The organism is Dyadobacter sp. HNCC25DJ185 (genome assembly GCF_056895195.1).
Map to the genome: position 1 here is coordinate 442,725 of NZ_JBXHAR010000002.1, position 17,237 is coordinate 459,961.

13 protein-coding genes are annotated in these 17,237 nt (G+C 48.2%); 6 read left to right on the forward strand and 7 right to left on the reverse strand.

Annotation, left to right across the window (positions count from 1 at the left end):
- Nucleotides 1-80 precede the first annotated feature (80 nt).
- Nucleotides 81-1,115, reverse strand: a complete 1,035-nt coding sequence (locus tag AC1XUF_RS07180; protein WP_483340998.1) for an LLM class flavin-dependent oxidoreductase — start codon at nt 1,113-1,115, stop codon at nt 81-83.
- 117 nt (nt 1,116-1,232) lie between these two features.
- Here AC1XUF_RS07180 and AC1XUF_RS07185 point away from each other — a divergent pair, with 117 nt between their 5' ends.
- The 4 genes from AC1XUF_RS07185 to AC1XUF_RS07200 all read left to right on the forward strand — a co-directional run bounded on the left by AC1XUF_RS07185 (nt 1,233) and on the right by AC1XUF_RS07200 (nt 5,359).
- On the forward strand, nt 1,233-2,345 hold the full coding sequence (locus tag AC1XUF_RS07185; RefSeq protein WP_483340999.1) for a sensor histidine kinase: 1,113 nt from the start codon (nt 1,233-1,235) through the stop codon (nt 2,343-2,345).
- Complete coding sequence (locus tag AC1XUF_RS07190; protein ID WP_483341000.1) at nt 2,342-3,106, forward strand: LytR/AlgR family response regulator transcription factor; 765 nt, start codon at nt 2,342-2,344, stop codon at nt 3,104-3,106. The genes AC1XUF_RS07185 and AC1XUF_RS07190 overlap by 4 nt, the downstream gene beginning before the upstream one ends.
- Before the next feature lie 125 nt (nt 3,107-3,231).
- A complete protein-coding gene (locus AC1XUF_RS07195) occupies nt 3,232-4,014 on the forward strand; it encodes a hypothetical protein (RefSeq protein ID WP_483341001.1) in 783 nt (260 codons plus the stop codon).
- Nucleotides 4,015-4,075: 61 nt separating this feature from the next.
- Entirely contained in the window at nt 4,076-5,359 is a 1,284-nt protein-coding gene (locus AC1XUF_RS07200; RefSeq protein WP_483341002.1) for a Gfo/Idh/MocA family protein, read from the forward strand.
- Between the two features lie 7 nt (nt 5,360-5,366).
- On the opposite strand, the gene AC1XUF_RS07205 is transcribed toward AC1XUF_RS07200, so the two are convergent.
- Both AC1XUF_RS07205 and AC1XUF_RS07210 read right to left on the reverse strand, forming a co-directional pair.
- On the reverse strand, nt 5,367-5,726 hold the full coding sequence (locus AC1XUF_RS07205; protein WP_483341003.1) for a helix-turn-helix domain-containing protein: 360 nt from the start codon (nt 5,724-5,726) through the stop codon (nt 5,367-5,369).
- A gap of 10 nt (nt 5,727-5,736) precedes the next feature.
- A complete protein-coding gene (locus AC1XUF_RS07210; RefSeq protein WP_483341004.1) occupies nt 5,737-6,039 on the reverse strand; it encodes a type II toxin-antitoxin system HigB family toxin in 303 nt (100 codons plus the stop codon).
- 78 nt (nt 6,040-6,117) lie between these two features.
- Here AC1XUF_RS07210 and AC1XUF_RS07215 point away from each other — a divergent pair, with 78 nt between their 5' ends.
- Both AC1XUF_RS07215 and AC1XUF_RS07220 read left to right on the forward strand, forming a co-directional pair.
- Nucleotides 6,118-6,921 carry a DUF6597 domain-containing transcriptional factor gene (locus AC1XUF_RS07215; RefSeq protein WP_483341005.1) on the forward strand — a complete coding sequence of 268 codons (804 nt, stop codon included), beginning with the start codon at nt 6,118-6,120 and terminating at the stop codon, nt 6,919-6,921.
- A 78-nt stretch (nt 6,922-6,999) separates the two neighbouring features.
- On the forward strand, nt 7,000-7,956 hold the full coding sequence (locus tag AC1XUF_RS07220) for a nitrilase family protein (protein ID WP_483341006.1): 957 nt from the start codon (nt 7,000-7,002) through the stop codon (nt 7,954-7,956).
- A 28-nt stretch (nt 7,957-7,984) separates the two neighbouring features.
- Here the strand turns inward: AC1XUF_RS07220 and AC1XUF_RS07225 are convergent, their stop codons facing one another.
- The 4 genes from AC1XUF_RS07225 to AC1XUF_RS07240 form a co-directional block, all read right to left on the reverse strand.
- Complete coding sequence (locus tag AC1XUF_RS07225; RefSeq protein WP_483341007.1) at nt 7,985-8,839, reverse strand: endo alpha-1,4 polygalactosaminidase; 855 nt, start codon at nt 8,837-8,839, stop codon at nt 7,985-7,987.
- A 472-nt stretch (nt 8,840-9,311) separates the two neighbouring features.
- Complete coding sequence (locus AC1XUF_RS07230) at nt 9,312-11,933, reverse strand: ABC transporter permease (RefSeq protein ID WP_483341008.1); 2,622 nt, start codon at nt 11,931-11,933, stop codon at nt 9,312-9,314.
- Between the two features lie 3 nt (nt 11,934-11,936).
- Nucleotides 11,937-14,561: an ABC transporter permease gene (locus AC1XUF_RS07235; protein WP_483341009.1), complete on the reverse strand. Its 2,625-nt coding sequence runs from the start codon at nt 14,559-14,561 to the stop codon at nt 11,937-11,939.
- 3 nt (nt 14,562-14,564) lie between these two features.
- The gene (locus AC1XUF_RS07240; protein WP_483341010.1) at nt 14,565-17,234 is read right to left on the reverse strand and encodes an ABC transporter permease; all 2,670 of its coding nucleotides are present in this window, start codon (nt 17,232-17,234) and stop codon (nt 14,565-14,567) included.
- Between the last annotated feature and the right edge of the window lie 3 nt (nt 17,235-17,237).

Sequence of the window (17,237 nt, forward strand, 5' to 3'; positions counted from 1 at the left end):
CTATCGGCAGCAATCGGTAATATGAACTCACGAACAAGCCAGGAACGCACTGCATATCAAACATCTCCGGATCTTTTCTGCTATTTGCCCAAGGCTTTCCTGACGGCGGGTGCAACCTGGTCGCCAAAGAGTTCGATCGATTTCATGAGGTCACGGTGGGCCGGCGCCCCCACATCGGTATGCAGCAGAAAACGCGTCAATCCGAACATTTCCTGATTTTCGAGGATTTTTTCGGTGACTTGCGAAGGGTCTCCTACAAATAGCGCGCCTTCACTGCTGCGGCCACCTTCAAATTGTCCCCGTGTGTATGGTGCCCAGCCCCGGCTGCGCCCCACACGGTCCATCTGGGCTGCGTAATCCGGGAAATACTTGTCCGAAAGAGCGTCACCATCTTCTCCGATCAGGCCGTGCGAATGCGTGGCGAGCTGCATCCGGGCGGGGTCGTGGCCCGCGTTGAGGTATTCCGTTTTATATAATTCAAAAAACGGCTGGAATTGCGCCGGTCTGCCACCGATGATGGCGACGATCAGTGGAAATCCGAGGCGCGCTGCCCGAACCACGGATGCGGGAGTACCTCCCACGGCGATCCAGATATCCAGACGGCCATTCGCAGGCCTGGGCAGCACATCCTGCTTGTCCAGGCCTGCACGGTATTTTCCCTTCCAGCTGATGTTCGTCGCTTCGTTGATCTGCTTCAATAAGTCGAGCTTTTCGGAAAACAGACCATTGTAATCATTGAGATCATAGCCAAATAGCGGAAAGGATTCGATAAAGCTTCCCCGGCCCACGGTAATTTCGGCCCGCCCATTGGAAAGCAGGTCGACCGTTGAAAAATTCTGGTAAACACGCACCGGGTCATTGGAGCTCAATACAGTTACGGAGCTGGTCAGCTTGATTCTTTTGGTAACGGATGCTGCGGCAGCAAGTATAATTTCCGGGCTCGAAACGGCAAAATCGGGGCGATGGTGCTCGCCGATGCCAAATACATCAAGGCCCACTTCGTCCGCCAGCTTGATTTCTTCCAGCATATCCTGCAATCGCTGCTGCGCCGGCTGAAATGATCCGGTTGCCTGATTATAACCCAGGTCCCCAAACATACTTATTCCTAATTCCATGTGATTCGATTGATCGTTTACAAAAAAGAAAAGGCGATCCTGCCACAATAAAGTTCCTTTTCGCGTTCACAAATCGACGGCATCCTATCCCTTTAATTCCCCAAATGATCCTTTACTTTGAGAAATACATTCATACCCAAAATGCGGCCTTACATCTTCGGCCAGAAATGGTTACTTGGTTTTGCCCTGGCGCTCATTTATATCCCGTTACGTACCTACATTAACGTTCCACAGCATATCTGGGAAATTACGTTCAAAAAATTCCCGCTGTTTTGCATGGAAATCGTGATCAGCACCGTGTTCTATACGACTTGGATCTATCTGGTTGACTGGTTTTTACGTAAACTCGCTATCTGGACAGGCACCACGGATTCACTGGAATTCAGCATCTCCAATCAACTGATCACCCTGATACCCGCCATCTTAATGGCTATCCTGTTCAATTTGATACTCAGCTATACCTGGCAGTTTATGGACCAGTTTTGGAGCCACATGCCATCTCCCGCTTTCCGTATCAGGAACCGGCCGCCGGGTTGGCCAATCTGGAAACGTGCCAACGAAGCACTGACCATTCTCGCGCTGATCGCAGCGTACTATCTGTGTGTCAATAACCAGGTGCAGGAAAAATTAAAAAAACTGCTGGTAGACTCCGAAAAACTTGAAAAAGAAAATATGAGCGCCCGATTTTTGGCATTAAAGAACCAGATCAGCCCGCATTTCCTTTTTAATAACCTCAGTGTACTCTCGTCGCTGGTGGAATCGCGGCCTGAGAAATCGAGCGAATTTATTCAGCAATTGTCACTGGCTTACCGGTATATCCTCGAACAGGCTGAACTGCACCGCATCGGTTTGAAAGAAGAAATCAGGTTCCTGGAAACCTACACTTATCTGCTACTCACCCGGTTTAAGGGAAAAGTGATCATGGAAGTTACCCTGTCCGCAGATGACCTCGAGCGTTATTCGATCATCCCGCTTACCTTGCAGCTGCTGATTGAGAACGCGGTCAAGCACAATACGATGTCCCTGAACAATCCGCTCACCATCAGCATTACGATCCAGGATGGCATGCTGATCGTCAGCAATCCCATGCAACTCAGAAAACTCAACGAACCGACTACCGGGTTGGGGCTGAAAAACATCGTCAGCCGATATAAGCTGTTACTTGACAAACAAGTGATCATTGCAAAAACGGACGATTGCTTTGTCGTAAAAATCCCATTGATATCATGAATGTCCTGATCGTAGAAGACGAGGAACTAAGTGCGGAGCGACTGCAGAAGCTCATCTCGGGAGTCGACCCTTCCATTCATGTTTTAGCGATTATCCCTTCTGCTTTTGAGACCATTGCCTATCTCCAGAACCCGACGAACATCCAGCCGGACCTGATTTTTATGGATATCCATCTGGAAGACGACAACGGTTTCAGGATCATTGAAAGCCTGAACCTGATGGTGCCCATCATTTTCACGACCGCTTTTGACGTCTATATGCAGAAAGCCTTCAAGACACACAGCATCGACTATCTTTTGAAACCCGTTAACCCGCTCGAATTACAAGCTTCCCTCAGCAAATTCAGGAAAATAGCCATGCTCCCGCCGGGAAGGGCCGATGCGCTTTTAGCGGATATCCTGCCTTCGATCGTGCCGGAAAAGTACAAAGACCGTTTTCTGGTCACCGCCGGCTCGCGGATTTTCACTTTCAAAGTTTCGGAAATCAGTTACTTCACCATCGAAGAGCGGGCCACTTTTCTGCGCTTGTTCGACGGCAGGCATTTCGCTGTGGAGTACAGTCTTGAAAAACTTACACAACTACTCGATCCAAACGAATTCTTCCGTGTCAACCGGACCCTCATTATTTCCTTCAACGCGATCAGGGATATCCATTTCATTTCAGCCGGAAAACTTAAAATCGAGCTTTATCCTGCCATCGCGCAGGAAGCCTATGTGAGCTCCGATCGCATATCAGAATTCAAAAACTGGCTGGGAAAGTAAACGACGGTTACAACTCCGCATTGAAAAATGACTGTTCGGGCGCCGAAAACCGGCTTTCCGCCTTTTATAATTTTAATTGATACGCTGATTTCCAAAATTGGTATGGAAGAAATCCATTTTGTGATATGTCAGCACTCAAATTTCACGCACGCAAAAAATTTCATTTGCTCCAAAGTAAAACCCGGACCTGGGAAACCAGCCCGCATTATCAGGAACACTACCGGATCATTTTTATCATGTCCGGCGAGGGAAATTTTATATGGGACGGACACATGCGCAGCTATTCCCGACAGGGCGTTATCTTTCTGAAACCCGGCCAGCAGATCCTGTTTCAGGAAGACGGGGAAACCGAGGTTTTTCTGATTGCCTTCGATACCTGCCTGTCCGAAAATTTCCAGGAAAAAAAGGCACTGAGCCCCGATTTTGCGGACACTTACAAGCAGGCGGAAAACCTTTGCAACAACAACAGGCTCAGTCAGGGGAGGCCTCTTCAGAACGAGCACGACGGCCAGATGATCGCCTACCTGATCAGCCAGATCTCCTTTGAAGTAATACAGCGATCGACCTCGCATCTGAAATTGATACAGGGAAGCGTTGAATTGTTTGTGACTATTTTAGCAAGGAATAATTTTGAGAGTAAAAAGACAGAAGAAAAAACTTCCCAGCAGACGCTGACCGATTCAATGATCGAATACCTGAGAAACGAACTTCATCAAAATAAGACGATCCGGGTGCCTGAGCTGCTTTTCAGGTTTAACATTTCCGAAGAAGCGGCCAACCTCTGTATCATGAATAAAACCGGCATGTCGCTCCGCAACTTCATTTTCAAATACAAAGCCGACCTTTTCAAAAGCCGGATGCTGAAAATGGATATCATGGAATTATCGCCCTATTTGCGGCCTCATTAGGGGCAATCAGAGTAATTTCGGGCGTAATCGGGCTTTGGATCTATATTTCAACCCGATCAGCATGAGCGTACATACCAACAGGAGGGATTTTGTTAAAATGGCCGGCCTGGGAGCACTGGGTTTTTCCATATTACCATCACTATACGGCAAGGCTGCCGCCAGTGACCGTTTGCGGGTTGCGCACATCGGTCTGGGCGGAATGGGCAATAACCACATGAAATGGTTTGCGAACTTGCCCGAAGTCGAAATTGTCGCCCTCTGTGACGTGGACGAACTGCATCTGGGCGAAACAAAGCAAAAGTTGCTGACTATGCAACCCAATGCCAAGGTGGACACGTATGGCGATTTCCGTCATATCCTGGAACGTAAAGACATTGATGCCATTACCATCGCAACGCCAGACCACTGGCACGCACAAATAGCCGCACTGGCGTTTCAGGCCGGCAAAGATGTGTATGGCGAAAAACCACTCTCATACAGCGTGAAGGAAGGGAAAATGATGCTCAAGCATCTGAATAAGCACGATCGGATTTTTCAGATGGGCAATCAGATCCATGCGGGAGATAACTTCCACCGGGTCGTGGAGATCATCAAATCGGGTGCGATCGGGAACGTGCATACCGTAAGGTTATGGAAAAAACCGACCACCAAAGAACTCGGTTCTCCTACCGTACAGCCCATTCCAAAGACTTTGAATTGGGATATGTGGCTGGGCCCCGCCCCTTATACCGATTACATTCCGGAAAAATGCCATTTCACTTACCGTTACTTCCTGGATTATTCGGGAGGCGAATTTGCGGATTTCTGGTGCCATATTGCCGATGTGGTGTATTCTTCCATTCAGCCGAAAGGTTTGAAAAAGATCAGTGCACGCGGTGAAGCATATACCGGAATTGCCGATGCGCCGAAAACGCTGGACGTGGATTATGAATTCGACGGATTGAAAATATTCTGGACTGCCATTCCCCCTGATGTTCCGGGCGCCGCCGACCGCGGGATCGGCGCATTTTTCGAAGGCGATAAAGGAACGCTGATTTGTGATTACAATACCAAAGAGATTACCATCAACGGGGTGACCATGGCCGACATACCGGAAATTCCCATTACCAATACAAGGTCCCCCGGCCACCAGCAAAACTTTGTGGATTCGGTCAAATCCCGCAAACAACCCGAATCAAACCTCGCCTACGCACGTGAACTCACCATCCCCATGCATCTCGGCCTGATCTCTTACAGATTGAAAAGAGAACTGACCTGGAATGCCGATAAGGAGAAGTTCGTAGGGGACCAAGAAGCGAACAGGCTGCTTTCTCGAAAGCCCAGGAAGAAGTGGGATTTGGTTTAGTGGTTGCTTAGGCAAGCAACGTCTTGGCTGGAATGCCGAAATCATGGTAGAGTGACCTTATCATTTTTAAGGTCAACGGTTTTTTCCTGCCTAATACCTCGGATACCCTGGATTTTGTGCCAAAATATTTTATCAGATCTTTTTGGCTAAGACCCTCTTCCTCCATCTTATACTTGATTGCCTCTATCGGATCCAATTCAGGTAAGGCATGATACTGTTCTTCGTATTTTTCTACGACTAACAAGAGCAATTCCAATCTGTCGCCTTCCTGTGTATTGGGCTTTGCTTCCCAAACTTCCTTCAATTTGATCAGAGCCTCTTTATACTCTGCCTCACTTTTTACGGGTCTGATCTGATCGTTTTCCATTGGGTAATTTTTAGTGATTTTCGACCGTTTTTGCATCAATTTCGTCGTATTCCTTATGAGTTCCCACAAATTTTATCCAGCAAGCTTCAAACTCATAATTGAAGGACACGATCAAACGATATTTATTCCTGGCTATATTAAAAACAACTCTGTCATTACCAACATAGTCCGCCCCTTTAAAATTTGCTAATACTTCCTGGGGGTTATTGTATTGACGACTTCCCATTTTTTCATACCAGCTGAGCAAGCCAACTATAGCATCCGTGTGGATCTCCCAGAATTCTTCTAAAGTACTCCTCTCAATGATTCGCATGAGAATATAAAGGTATCAAAAGTTCCTAAAATTGGAACTTTTGATACCTTTATATCACCAAAGCCGGATATCAATGCCATGCAAATCACCCCCTCCCCCACACTTTCCCATTTGATCAGGCATTTCCTGATCATTGAGGCGGATTGTGAATGGCCCGCGAGGCACCGCTTATTTTCGGATGGGAACACCGGCATCGTGTTCAATTATGGCGACGGGCTGATTCAGGAAAACAATAGTTCCGGTTTTCTTCCCGATTGCTTTATATATGGCCAGCTCGATCATTACCAGCATGTAATTTGTCAGGGGCAAATCCGATTGATTGTCGCTGTCTTGCACCCCTATGCTGCCTCTGCCATGCTGGGTATATCTGCATGTGAACTGAGAAATTTTTTGGTAGATCTGACGTGCTTCTTTCATTCAGATGACATCAATCGTGTCGTTGAACAACTTTTTCTGACTTCCGGCCCCGTCACAAAATGTGCGGTCATTGAAGATTTCTTACGTACCAGAGTAAAAGGTCCTGGCGACCGCCGGACACTGGTAATCCAGGCCTTGCATCTGATCCATCAGCGTGACGGAAATCTGCCGGTGCGTGACCTTGTTACCGAACTGAGCGTAAGCGATAGAAAACTGCAACGCATTTTTGATGAACAGGTTGGCCTGTCGCCCAAACATTACTCGGGCATTATCCGCATGCAGCGCTTTCTCAAATTGCTCAGAAAAAATACTTCCCACGAAACGATCACGGCACAGGCTTACGAGTGCGGGTTTTACGACCAGGCACATTTGATCCGGGAGATGAAGCACATCACGGGCATCACGCCGCGGCAATATATCAATCAGAAACTCCTTGCCGCCAACTTTTTGCAGTTGCCGGTGTAATTGCCGAGGCTGACGGATTTGTACAATTTCGCCGGTTTTCAGCCTGTTATTTTTGCCTCAACATTTATAACAACAGTCATGGAACCCATCAAAATCGCAACCGCACAATTTGAAAACCAAAGCGGTAACAAGCCTTATAATCTTGAAATCATCCGGCAGCAATCCCGGGAAGCCGCTTCGAAAGGCGCTCAGGTCATCGCGTTTCACGAATGTTCCATCACCGGATATTCTTACGCCCGGCACCTTTCCCGCGAGCAGATGCTGGCAATCTCAGAGTACATTCCCGATGGCACAAGTATTCAGACGCTGACAAGCATTGCAAACGAAAACAATATCATTATCCTGGCTGGTCTTTTTGAAAAAGACGAAAGCGATAAAATGTACAAAGCCTACGTTTGTGTGGGTAAAAATGGCCTGATCGCGAAGTACCGCAAACTGCACCCATTTATTAACCCACACCTTACTCCCGGCCACGAATACGTTGTTTTCGATCTCCTAGGCTGGAAATGCGGTATACTGATTTGCTATGACAACAACATAATCGAGCATGTGCGGGCTACGAAACTACTGGGTGCAGATATCATTTTCATGCCCCACGTCACCATGTGCACACCTTCCAGCCGCCCGGGTGCGGGCTTTGTTGATCCCGTATTATGGCACAACCGTCATGCCGACCCCACTTCGCTCCGGCAAGAATTTGATGGACTGAAAGGAAGGTCGTGGCTGATGAAATGGCTCCCTGCCCGTGCCTACGACAATGCGGTTTACGCCGTTTTCTCAAACCCGATCGGTATGGACGACGACCAGCTGAAAAATGGTTGCTCGATGATCCTGGACCCGTTTGGAGATATCATTGCGGAATGCCGGGAGCTGGACAATGCGATTGCCATAGCGACTTTAATCCCCGAAAAGCTGACGCTGGCGGGAGGCTATCGTTACCTCAAAGCCCGTCGGCCCGACCTGTATAAGGATATCATCGGCAAAGACCATACGCCTGATCAAAAGGTGGTATGGCTTCAGGACAATCAGACCTGAGCCAAGTACCCTTTTTGATACCATTCAACTACTTACAATGGAATGTCGGCCTGTCCAAATCCCTGTTCTTTAAGATCGAGTAAAATTTCAGGGATTGGGACAGAGGGCACACGTTGGAGGAAAAAGCGCTCTGCAACATATTATCGGTGTATTCAACTGCAAAAACGGGCTTGCCTTTTGCAATAAACGGCTTCATATCGTCCTGCCAGCCCTGATCGAACGCGTCCTCGGTCAAAGCCCAGTCAAATTTTACACTGAATTCACCGGTCAGCTCGGGAACGTTTTTCTGGCCAATGCCCAATCCGTTTTTGTGTGCCAGGCTAATCAGGAAGTCGCAATAGATCCTGGTATCGGCCTCGCTGACCGCAAAACCTGTTTCATTGCTAAAACTATCCAGGTTATCCGGCTCAATGGCGTCAAACCCCTTCTGAATGATCATATTGAAGCGGGAGGTGAGCCAGGGTTTCAATTTTTCCGCCTGCCGGATATCCAGCCATTTTTCATCAGGCCACTCGTCATACACCTTCCCGATAACACCTTTCGGTAGCAGGTTCTGATCCGGTCTGTCATTTTCAATGGTTCCGACCGAAAGATATGCGACCACCTTCTTTCCCTGCGCATGTAGCGCGGCCACTTGTTCCCTGGTAGTTGTAAATGCGTCCACATCTACTACCTCAGCATCAAAATGATCCTCCCCAGTCAGGTCCGCCAGGTCCCAATCGAACGTAGCGCCCACGGCCGGTTTCCACCAATCGGTTTTGTCGGAGGGTAAGGCTGTAGTGTCGACGATGTTGTCCGGATCAAGGTCGACTCCGTCGTTGCCGCAAGAAACGATGAAAAATGCCAATGGGGAGAGGAACAAGAGTTTTCGTGGTATATGCATTCAGGAATGTAATTTAGCTGCTGACTAACGTCAGGCAAAACGACGACCCCGTACCAAATATTACTGAAAGGAATCAGCCTGATCTGACATTGGAATAGCCCTTTAACAGCGCGTCTCCCTTCGCGGTCGCGTTCTTCAAAAACTGGGTCAAGTTCTCGATATCCGGATCAACCCTGTTGTTTCGACCTCCGAATCCACCAGGAAGATCACGCCGATCTTCGACAAATTCAATACCAGCTTATACCTTCGACTACCGGCTTGCCGGGCTCACTCCAAAACTATCCGTACCGCACTCATCTTTCCTGGTAGGTTTTCGGGGTGTCGGGGGTTGGCGCATTGGCGATTACGCCGGCAACCGTCAGTTTTCTATACGTGAAAGCTGCATTACCGGATCCGGCGAAAAGTTAAGGGAGCGAATAAGCAACGAGTCCGATAGGGCAATGTCGACCGGGATTTAAATTGAGCTTCATGGTTACTCGCTGCGCAAACTTTTAACAGGGTTTACCAGCGCAGCTTTTACGGCCTGAAAGCTAACCGTTATCATGGTGATCAGCACAGCGAGCGCGCCGGGCACTGCAAAGATCACCCAGCTCAGCTCAACTCTATATTCATATTTGTCCAGCCAGTCTCTCAGAAAATAAAGCGCAATGGGGGACGCTACCAGGCATGATACCATGACCAGGTAAACAAACTCCTTGGATAACATCATCCACATTTGTACCACACTTGCGCCCAATGCCTTCCGGATGCCGATTTCCTTTGTACGTTGCTCTGCCGTGTAGGCAGCTAACCCAAATAATCCGAGGCAGGAAATCAAGATAGCGAGCATCGCAAAAACCCTTGAAAGTTTGCCGATCCGCTCTTCCGCCCTGAATTTAGCCTCGTACTCCTGATCGGTAAATTTGAAATCGAACGGCGTATCCGGGTCATATTTCCGGAAAATGGCCCCTACTTTTTTCAATGCCTGACCTATCGGCTGACCAGGTACGAGCTTCACATTGATATGGTTGATCCACGAATAGCTGATCATAAAGATGGTCGGCACAGCGGGCGAATACGGCGAATCCATGACCATATCCCGCACCACTCCCACCACATGCCGGAGCTGCCCGTTGTACCGGATCGTCTTGCCGATGATATCGTTCATCCCGATCAGCCTGACGGCCGATTCGTTGAGGATAAGAGCGGCCGTGTCGGTCGAGAAGTCCCGGGAAAAGTCCCTTCCCCCGGCAATCTTCCATCCTATGGTTTTACCAAAATCGTGCGTGCAGCCGATGGTCCCAAATGACGGCGCTGAGTTCGGGTCCATCCCTTCCCATTCAAATACGGTCTGGTTGGATTGAATACCCGTGGCAGAACTGGAAGACTCGCTCATTTCATACACCACCCCAGATTTTTTGAGATCGTCCCTGAGTAGGGCATATTTGCCAAGCAGGTTGGGGCTCATGTTAATTTCCAACAGTCCCTCCTGATTGTAACCAACCGGCCTGTTCTTGGCATGTTGTATTTGTTGGAAAACAATAATGGTGCCTATAATGAGCGTAATCGATACCGTAAACTGGACTACCACCATCACTTTTCTGGGCAATGCCGACCCAGTACCAACCCTGTAAGTACCTTTGAGTACAACCAAGGGATTAAAGGAAGAAAGATAAAAAGCCGGGTAACTCCCTGAAATTAGTCCGGTGAGGAGTGCGAAAGCGATTAAAATCATCCAGAAAACCGGGTACTGATATGGAAAGCTCACCTGTTTACCCGACAATTCATTGAATGCAGGAAGGGAACCAAACACAATCAGCACTGCCAGGACCGAAGCAAAGAAAACCACAAGCAGCGACTCCCCTAAGAACTGAAATACTAGCTGACGGCGCAGCGAACCTACCGCCTTGCGCAAACCCACTTCCTTCGCACGTTTGGCCGAGCGGGCTGTGCTCAGGTTCATGAAATTGATACAGGCGAGCAATAGTACAAATAAACCTATAATACTGAAAAGCCACACAAATTCGATAGCACCGCCCACATTAATCCCTCCCTTGAAATCGGAATACAAATGCCAGTCGCGCATGGGATGCAGAAAATATTCCGGACGCTCTGCCCGGGAAGCAGCATGGGGCTTTTCAATGTCCCTAATTTTCAGGGATACCTTTTTCATATCGGCATGGTCGGCGAGCTGGGCGAAAAATTGAAACCAGTGATGTCCCCATTCCTGCTGCGCTTTCCTTACCCAATCGGTTTCAGCCACATACAGACTCCATGGCATGATCATTTTCATATCCCGGAAAGCGGAATTCAAAGGTATGTCCTCATAAATCCCAGTCACCTTCACATTGCTTTTGGTATCGACCCTGAGCGTCTTATTCATGGGGTCCTCATCCCCAAACAGTGACATTGCAGCCGATTCTGACAGGATAATGGATCCGGGTTCTTTCAGAGCATGGGCATAATCCCCGCTCCGCATTTTTAATGACAGCATTTCGGGAAGGGCCGGCTGTGCGTAAGTACCGGGTATGTTAAACTTTTTGTCGCCATTCACCAGGAGATGGGGATAATTCCATGCGACCAGGGCCGTGTTTTTAAAATCAGCTCCGTATTTGTCAGACATTTCGGTGGCAGAGGGAATAGAAACACCGGTCCCGCTATTGGTACTTTTATTGAAGGTCTGGTTGATCCACACCTGTGCCAGCCGGTCGTAATTTTGGTGATACCGGTTAAATGAAAATTCATCCCAAACCCATAATCCGATGAGAACTGCCACGGCGATTCCCGCCGCCAGTCCGGTCATATTGAGCAAAGAATAGACCTTGTTCTTGGCCAGGCCCCGCATGGCGATCTTGAAATAGATACGTATCATATTTGGGTGAAAAAGAAATGAGCTCTTGTGATTTGTCTTTTGCTTTCTTCTGCGCACAAACGGCGGCAATACGGATATTACATTCAATAAGTATTTGAAATTAGCAATTGTTCTTCCGGACTGCTGGCACCAGCATTCATATAACTCGTCCAAATCACCCACCACCTCTTCCAAAGTATTCTCAGGATGAAGCCAGGACATTAACCAGTGCATCCAACGGGGCGGACTTGGATTGCGTTTCATATCTTATTCGCTGCGCAAGCTTTTGACCGGGTTCATCAGTGCGGCTTTGATGCTTTGAAAACTGATTGTCAGTAAAGCAATTGTCAATGACAGGGAACCGGCCAAAGCAAAAACCCACCATCCTATATCAATTTTATACGCAAAATTCAGCAGCCATTGATTCATCACATACCAGGCAACCGGTGAAGCAATGACAATGGCGATGAGCACCAGTTTTACAAAATCCTTTGACAACAAAGCCACAATGCTTGATACGGATGCGCCCAGCACTTTCCGAACGCCGATTTCCTTAATGCGCTGCTCTGCCGTAAAAGCTGCCAAACCGAACAATCCAAGACAAGCAATGAAAATAGCTAAGAGCGCGAAAATGGTTGAAAGCGTTCCTACAACTGTTTCACCTTTGTAAATATGCTGGTATTCGCTATCTACAAATGAATATGCAAATGGAAATTTAGGATTCAATTTCTGGTAAAGTGTCTTGATACTTTCAAGTGCCGCCTTCGTTTGCCCTGGTTGTGTTCGCACCAGAATGTTGCTATAATAGCCGTCCGCCAGGCGAATGATCAAAGGCGTGATGGGCTCGTGAAGTGAGTTGAAATGAAAATCTTCCATCAAGCCAACGATTTTTCCCGGCTTGCCCCAGAAAGTGAGCGGCTGCCCGACAGGATCTTTATAACCCATACGTTTTGCTGCCGCCTGATTGATCAGATAATTACTCGAATCGGTGCCGAACCGGGAAGAAAAATCACGACCGCCAATAAATTTCATTTTTAAAGTCTTCGCAAAATCATAACCAACGGCCGTATTATGGAACGAAATGGAGGCATTAGGATCCTTTCCAGGCCAGGTCACACTTTCGGTCGTGTTGCCATTTCCCAACGGACCTCCGGACATATTTGTGACAGATTGTATACCAGCCATCTGCAACAGTTCCTGTTTAAATACGGGATAAGTTTTCGCTAACTCCCCTTCAATAGGGATACTGATCAAATTTTCACGGTCATATCCCAAATTCTTGGTCTGAACGTATTGAAGCTGCTGGTAAACCACTACCGTTCCGACTATTAAGAGCATCGACATGATGAACTGGAAAACCACCAAACCACGCCGGAACAACTGCGCGCCAATACCATTACCAATCCGTGACAGGTAGCCAGACCCTTTGAGCACTTTGACAGGATTAAGTGACGACAAAAACAGCGCCGGATAACTACCTGAAAGAAAACCTGTTACAAACAACAATCCTGACAAACTCACCCAGAAAACAGGCTTCCTTAACGGTAAAACAAGTTGTTTGTCAGTCAGCTGATTAAAAACAGGCAAAAGCAGGATGACCAATATCAGGGCCATCGTAAGTGAAAGAGCTGTCAACAGCATTGCTTCGCTCATAAATTGGGCAACGAGTGATGCATGCCCTGCACCGACTACCTTACGAACGCCCACTTCCCTCGCCCTTTTCGCGGACCGCGCCGTGGCCAGGTTCATGAAATTGATGATCGCAATTAATAACAGGAATACCGCCACAACGCCAAGCAAACGCACATATTCAATACGCCCGCCATCCCGGTAACCGTCCTTAAAACTGGAATAGAGATAGGCCTCGGTTTCTGGCTGAAGAAAAAGATTGATATGGAAAGTTTTGCCGAAATCCGTGTTACGTCCTTTCAGAAACCATTTGAGCTTGTCATTGAATTTGTTCGCGTCGCTATCCGGTCGGAGTTGAAATCTGGTTTCGGGGCCCGCATTGGTCCAAATTTTCGCCCAGGGATTACGGGCCAGAAAATCCTGCCAGCTTAATAAAAACTCATATTGATCAGATGAATTCGCAGGCAGATTTTCGAAGACCGCGGTCACCTGGTAATTGACCGTATTGTCAAACTGAATCGATTTACCGAGGGCCTTCTGCGCATTGCCAAAATAGCTTTCTGCCAGTTTTCGCGAAATGGCGAGGCTATTGGGTGAGTTAAGCGCCGTGGCAGGCGTGCCGGCAAGTAGTGGAATGCTGTACATTTTAAACCAGTCGGCACCAGCGTAACAACCTGTTTGTCTCGCTATATGACTACCTGCTCCCAGCAAATGACCTTCCTGCCAGGAAAAGCCTGCTGCGTGAACCACTTCCGGAAACTGTTTTTTGAGTTCATCGGCCAATAAACCACACGTATTATCATCCGCTACAACCTTGCCGTCGGTAAACTCCCGCTCCATGATTCGATATAGATTCGGCGCATTTTCATATTGCCTGCCAATACTTAGCTCATCCTGAATCCAAAGGAAAATGAGCAAAGCAGAGGCCATACCCAGCGCCAAACCCAACATATTGATCGCCGAAAAAGCTTTGTTGCGAACCAGATTTCGCCGGGCAATCTTGAAATAATTGAGTATCATATCAGGGTGTGAATTTGAGGATTGATAACATTCATCCTTTCGTTTTCGCTGGCGCACAAACGGCGGCAGTACAGAGACGACATTCCATATATACTTGAAATTCGCAATCGTTCTTCCCGACTTTTGGTGCCAGAATCCGTACAATTCGTCCAAATCACCCCCTACCTCTTCCAAAGTATTCTCAGGATGAAGCCAGGACAATAACCAGCGTATCCAGCGGGGCGGAGCTGCATTGTTTTTCATATGCTATTCGCTACGCAAACTTTTCACGGGGTTCATTAGGGCCGCCTTAATGCTTTGGAAACTCACGGTCAACAATGCAACACCAGCCGCCAGCACACCTGCAAGTGCGAAAACCCACCATTCAATGGTAATTTTATAGGCAAAATCAGCCAGCCATTTATCCATGGCCCACCAGGCCACCGGCGATGCGAGCAGCAGGGCAATCAGGATCAGTTTTAGAAAATCGGTTGACAATAAACCCACAATACTGCTGACCGAAGCACCCAGTACTTTCCTCACCCCAATTTCCTTCGTACGCTGCTCTGCTGTAAAAGTCGCAAGACCAAATAAACCCAGACAGGCAATAAAAATCGTCAGCCCCGAGGCCAGCGTCAAAATCTGCCCGGTTTTTTGTTCGCTGCGATAAACATCCGCAAACCGCTCGTCCAGAAAAGAGTACGCAAATGGCGCCGCGGGACTAAACGATTCCCATTCCTTTTTAAGGGAAGCCAAGAGTGCGGGGAAATGATCTGCCCTGGATTTGACAATGATACTGCCTGAGTTATTTCCCAAATACATGATCAGCGGCCCGATTTTTTGTCTTAATGATTCAAAATGAAAGTCATGTACCACACCGATCACCTGGTAATAACGTTTGGTTCCATCATTATCAGACCGCACAATCATCTTCCCAAGGGGATTCTTTTGCCAGCCCAAGGCCCTCGCCGCTGTTTCATTCAGGATGACAGCGCTTGAATCGGTCGGGAAATTTTTCGAAAAATCCCTTCCTTGCGACAACCGCATACCCATCGTTGTAAGATATTCTGTATCAACATAATACTGCCTGCTAACCACCGCTTTATCCGGATTATCCTTCGGCATCACTGCGCTGTTGCTGGAGCTGGTCGCACCCACTGGCACATCACCGGACAGCGTCGACTGAATCACCTGCGGGTTGCCGGCCAGCTTTTGCTGAAAAACCCTTTCATTTTTTCCAAGCATATAGGTGTCGTGGATGACCAGCATCTGTTCCTGGTCAAAACCTACTTTTGTAACCTGCATAAATCGCAGTTGACGGTCGGCGGTAATGGTAGCAATGATCAGGGCAATGGTGACGAAAAATTGAAAAACCACCAATCCGCTCCGAAAGCTCAATAACTGGCGGCCGGTTGTAAACCTGCCCTTTAACGCCAATACCGGTTTGAACGACGCCAGATAAAATGCCGGATAACTTCCTGCAAGCAACCCAACGATGAATGTCCCGGATATCAGCCCCGCCGCGACATAGGGATTCAAAAGCATATGCAGCGATAACAACTTGCCGGTCAACTGATTGAATGAAGGCAGGGTCGCCGCCACAATGATCAGGCCCATCACGAGGGCTACGATGGCCAGCAGGCCGGATTCAACCAGGAATTGCTGCCTTAGCTGCCGTCCGAGAGACCCAAGCGCCTTCCTTACTCCCACTTCCCGCGAACGTTTCAACGCGGTCGCTGTCGACAGGTTCATAAAGTTGACACACGCAATCAACAGCATAAACAAAGCAATCGCCGACAGCACATACAAATTGCGGATATCGCCTGTTGGCCGTAACTCACCGCCGCTGATCCCCGAATCCAAATGAATGTCGGTCAATGGCTGAAGAACAATGCCGAAATCGTCTCCCTTTTCCCGGAATTGTTTCAAGCTGATACCTATATATTTTTGAATTTCGCCGCCGATATATTTTTCCGCCAGCCTGGACACCTTCGGTTTCAGTTCCTGATAGTCATAGTTTTCGGGCAGGACCAGATAACTGTAAAAATTCATGTTGCTAACCCAGCCTGTCTCGCTGGCTTCGCTCATGCCTGTCAGCGACGCCAGAAGATCGAACCGGAAATGCGAATTTTCCGGGACCTTCCCCGTTACGCCTGTGACCCGGTAGGGCGTCTTATCGCTCCCAAAACCCAGTGCCTTGCCGATCGGATCTGCATTTCCAAAGTATTTTCTGGCAGTTTCCTCGGTGATGACCACTGTATTAGGTTCCTTCAAAGCAGTTTGCGGATTGCCTTTTAACAAGGGAATGGTGAAAACCTGAAAAAACGATGGGTCGGAATAAAGGATATTTTCCTCCTTGAAAGAAGTGGTCCCGTAGCTCACAAATTTGCCCCCCTGGTTTCTGAGCCTAACGGTTTGCTGCACCTCGGGATATTCATTTTTCAGGTCACCAGCCATCGTTGGCCCTACCGTCGGACCGTCGAGATCACGTCCGTTCAGCCGAAGATTAATGCCAACGCGCACGATCCGTCCCGCCTTCCGGTTGAACCGATCAAACGACAATTCGTCTTTCACATACAACATGATCAGCACGCAGGTAGCGATGCCGATCGAGAGGCCTATTACATTAATGGCAGTAGAAACTCCCTGGCGTTTCAGGTTCCGGAAGGCGATTTTGAAATAATTACGGATCATGGCAGGCTGCAAGGTTGAAGGTTGATCATATTGCTTTTGTGTTTTTCGTCGGCGCACAAATGGCGGCAAAACCGATAAGACATTCCATAAGTATTTGAGACTGGCAATGGTCTTTCCGAAGTTTTGATACCAAAGTGCGTATAGCTCGTCCAGATCGCCATCCACCTCCTCCAAAGTATTTTCAGGATGCAGTTGGGACAATAACCAGCGCATCCAGCGGGGCGGAGCCGTATTGGTTTTCATCGC

What these genes read in the sequence shown, in the direction of transcription:
- AC1XUF_RS07180 (WP_483340998.1), bottom strand. Translation starts at nt 1,115, where the DNA reads ATGGAATTAGGAATAAGTATGTTTGGGGACCTGGGTTATAATCAGGCA.
- AC1XUF_RS07190 (WP_483341000.1), top strand. Translation starts at nt 2,342, where the DNA reads ATGAATGTCCTGATCGTAGAAGACGAGGAACTAAGTGCGGAGCGACTG.
- AC1XUF_RS07195 (WP_483341001.1), top strand. Translation starts at nt 3,232, where the DNA reads ATGTCAGCACTCAAATTTCACGCACGCAAAAAATTTCATTTGCTCCAA.
- AC1XUF_RS07200 (WP_483341002.1), top strand. Translation starts at nt 4,076, where the DNA reads ATGAGCGTACATACCAACAGGAGGGATTTTGTTAAAATGGCCGGCCTG.
- AC1XUF_RS07205 (WP_483341003.1), bottom strand. Translation starts at nt 5,726, where the DNA reads ATGGAAAACGATCAGATCAGACCCGTAAAAAGTGAGGCAGAGTATAAA.
- AC1XUF_RS07210 (WP_483341004.1), bottom strand. Translation starts at nt 6,039, where the DNA reads ATGCGAATCATTGAGAGGAGTACTTTAGAAGAATTCTGGGAGATCCAC.
- AC1XUF_RS07215 (WP_483341005.1), top strand. Translation starts at nt 6,118, where the DNA reads ATGCAAATCACCCCCTCCCCCACACTTTCCCATTTGATCAGGCATTTC.
- AC1XUF_RS07220 (WP_483341006.1), top strand. Translation starts at nt 7,000, where the DNA reads ATGGAACCCATCAAAATCGCAACCGCACAATTTGAAAACCAAAGCGGT.
- AC1XUF_RS07225 (WP_483341007.1), bottom strand. Translation starts at nt 8,839, where the DNA reads ATGCATATACCACGAAAACTCTTGTTCCTCTCCCCATTGGCATTTTTC.
- AC1XUF_RS07230 (WP_483341008.1), bottom strand. Translation starts at nt 11,933, where the DNA reads ATGAAACGCAATCCAAGTCCGCCCCGTTGGATGCACTGGTTAATGTCC.
- AC1XUF_RS07235 (WP_483341009.1), bottom strand. Translation starts at nt 14,561, where the DNA reads ATGAAAAACAATGCAGCTCCGCCCCGCTGGATACGCTGGTTATTGTCC.
- AC1XUF_RS07240 (WP_483341010.1), bottom strand. Translation starts at nt 17,234, where the DNA reads ATGAAAACCAATACGGCTCCGCCCCGCTGGATGCGCTGGTTATTGTCC.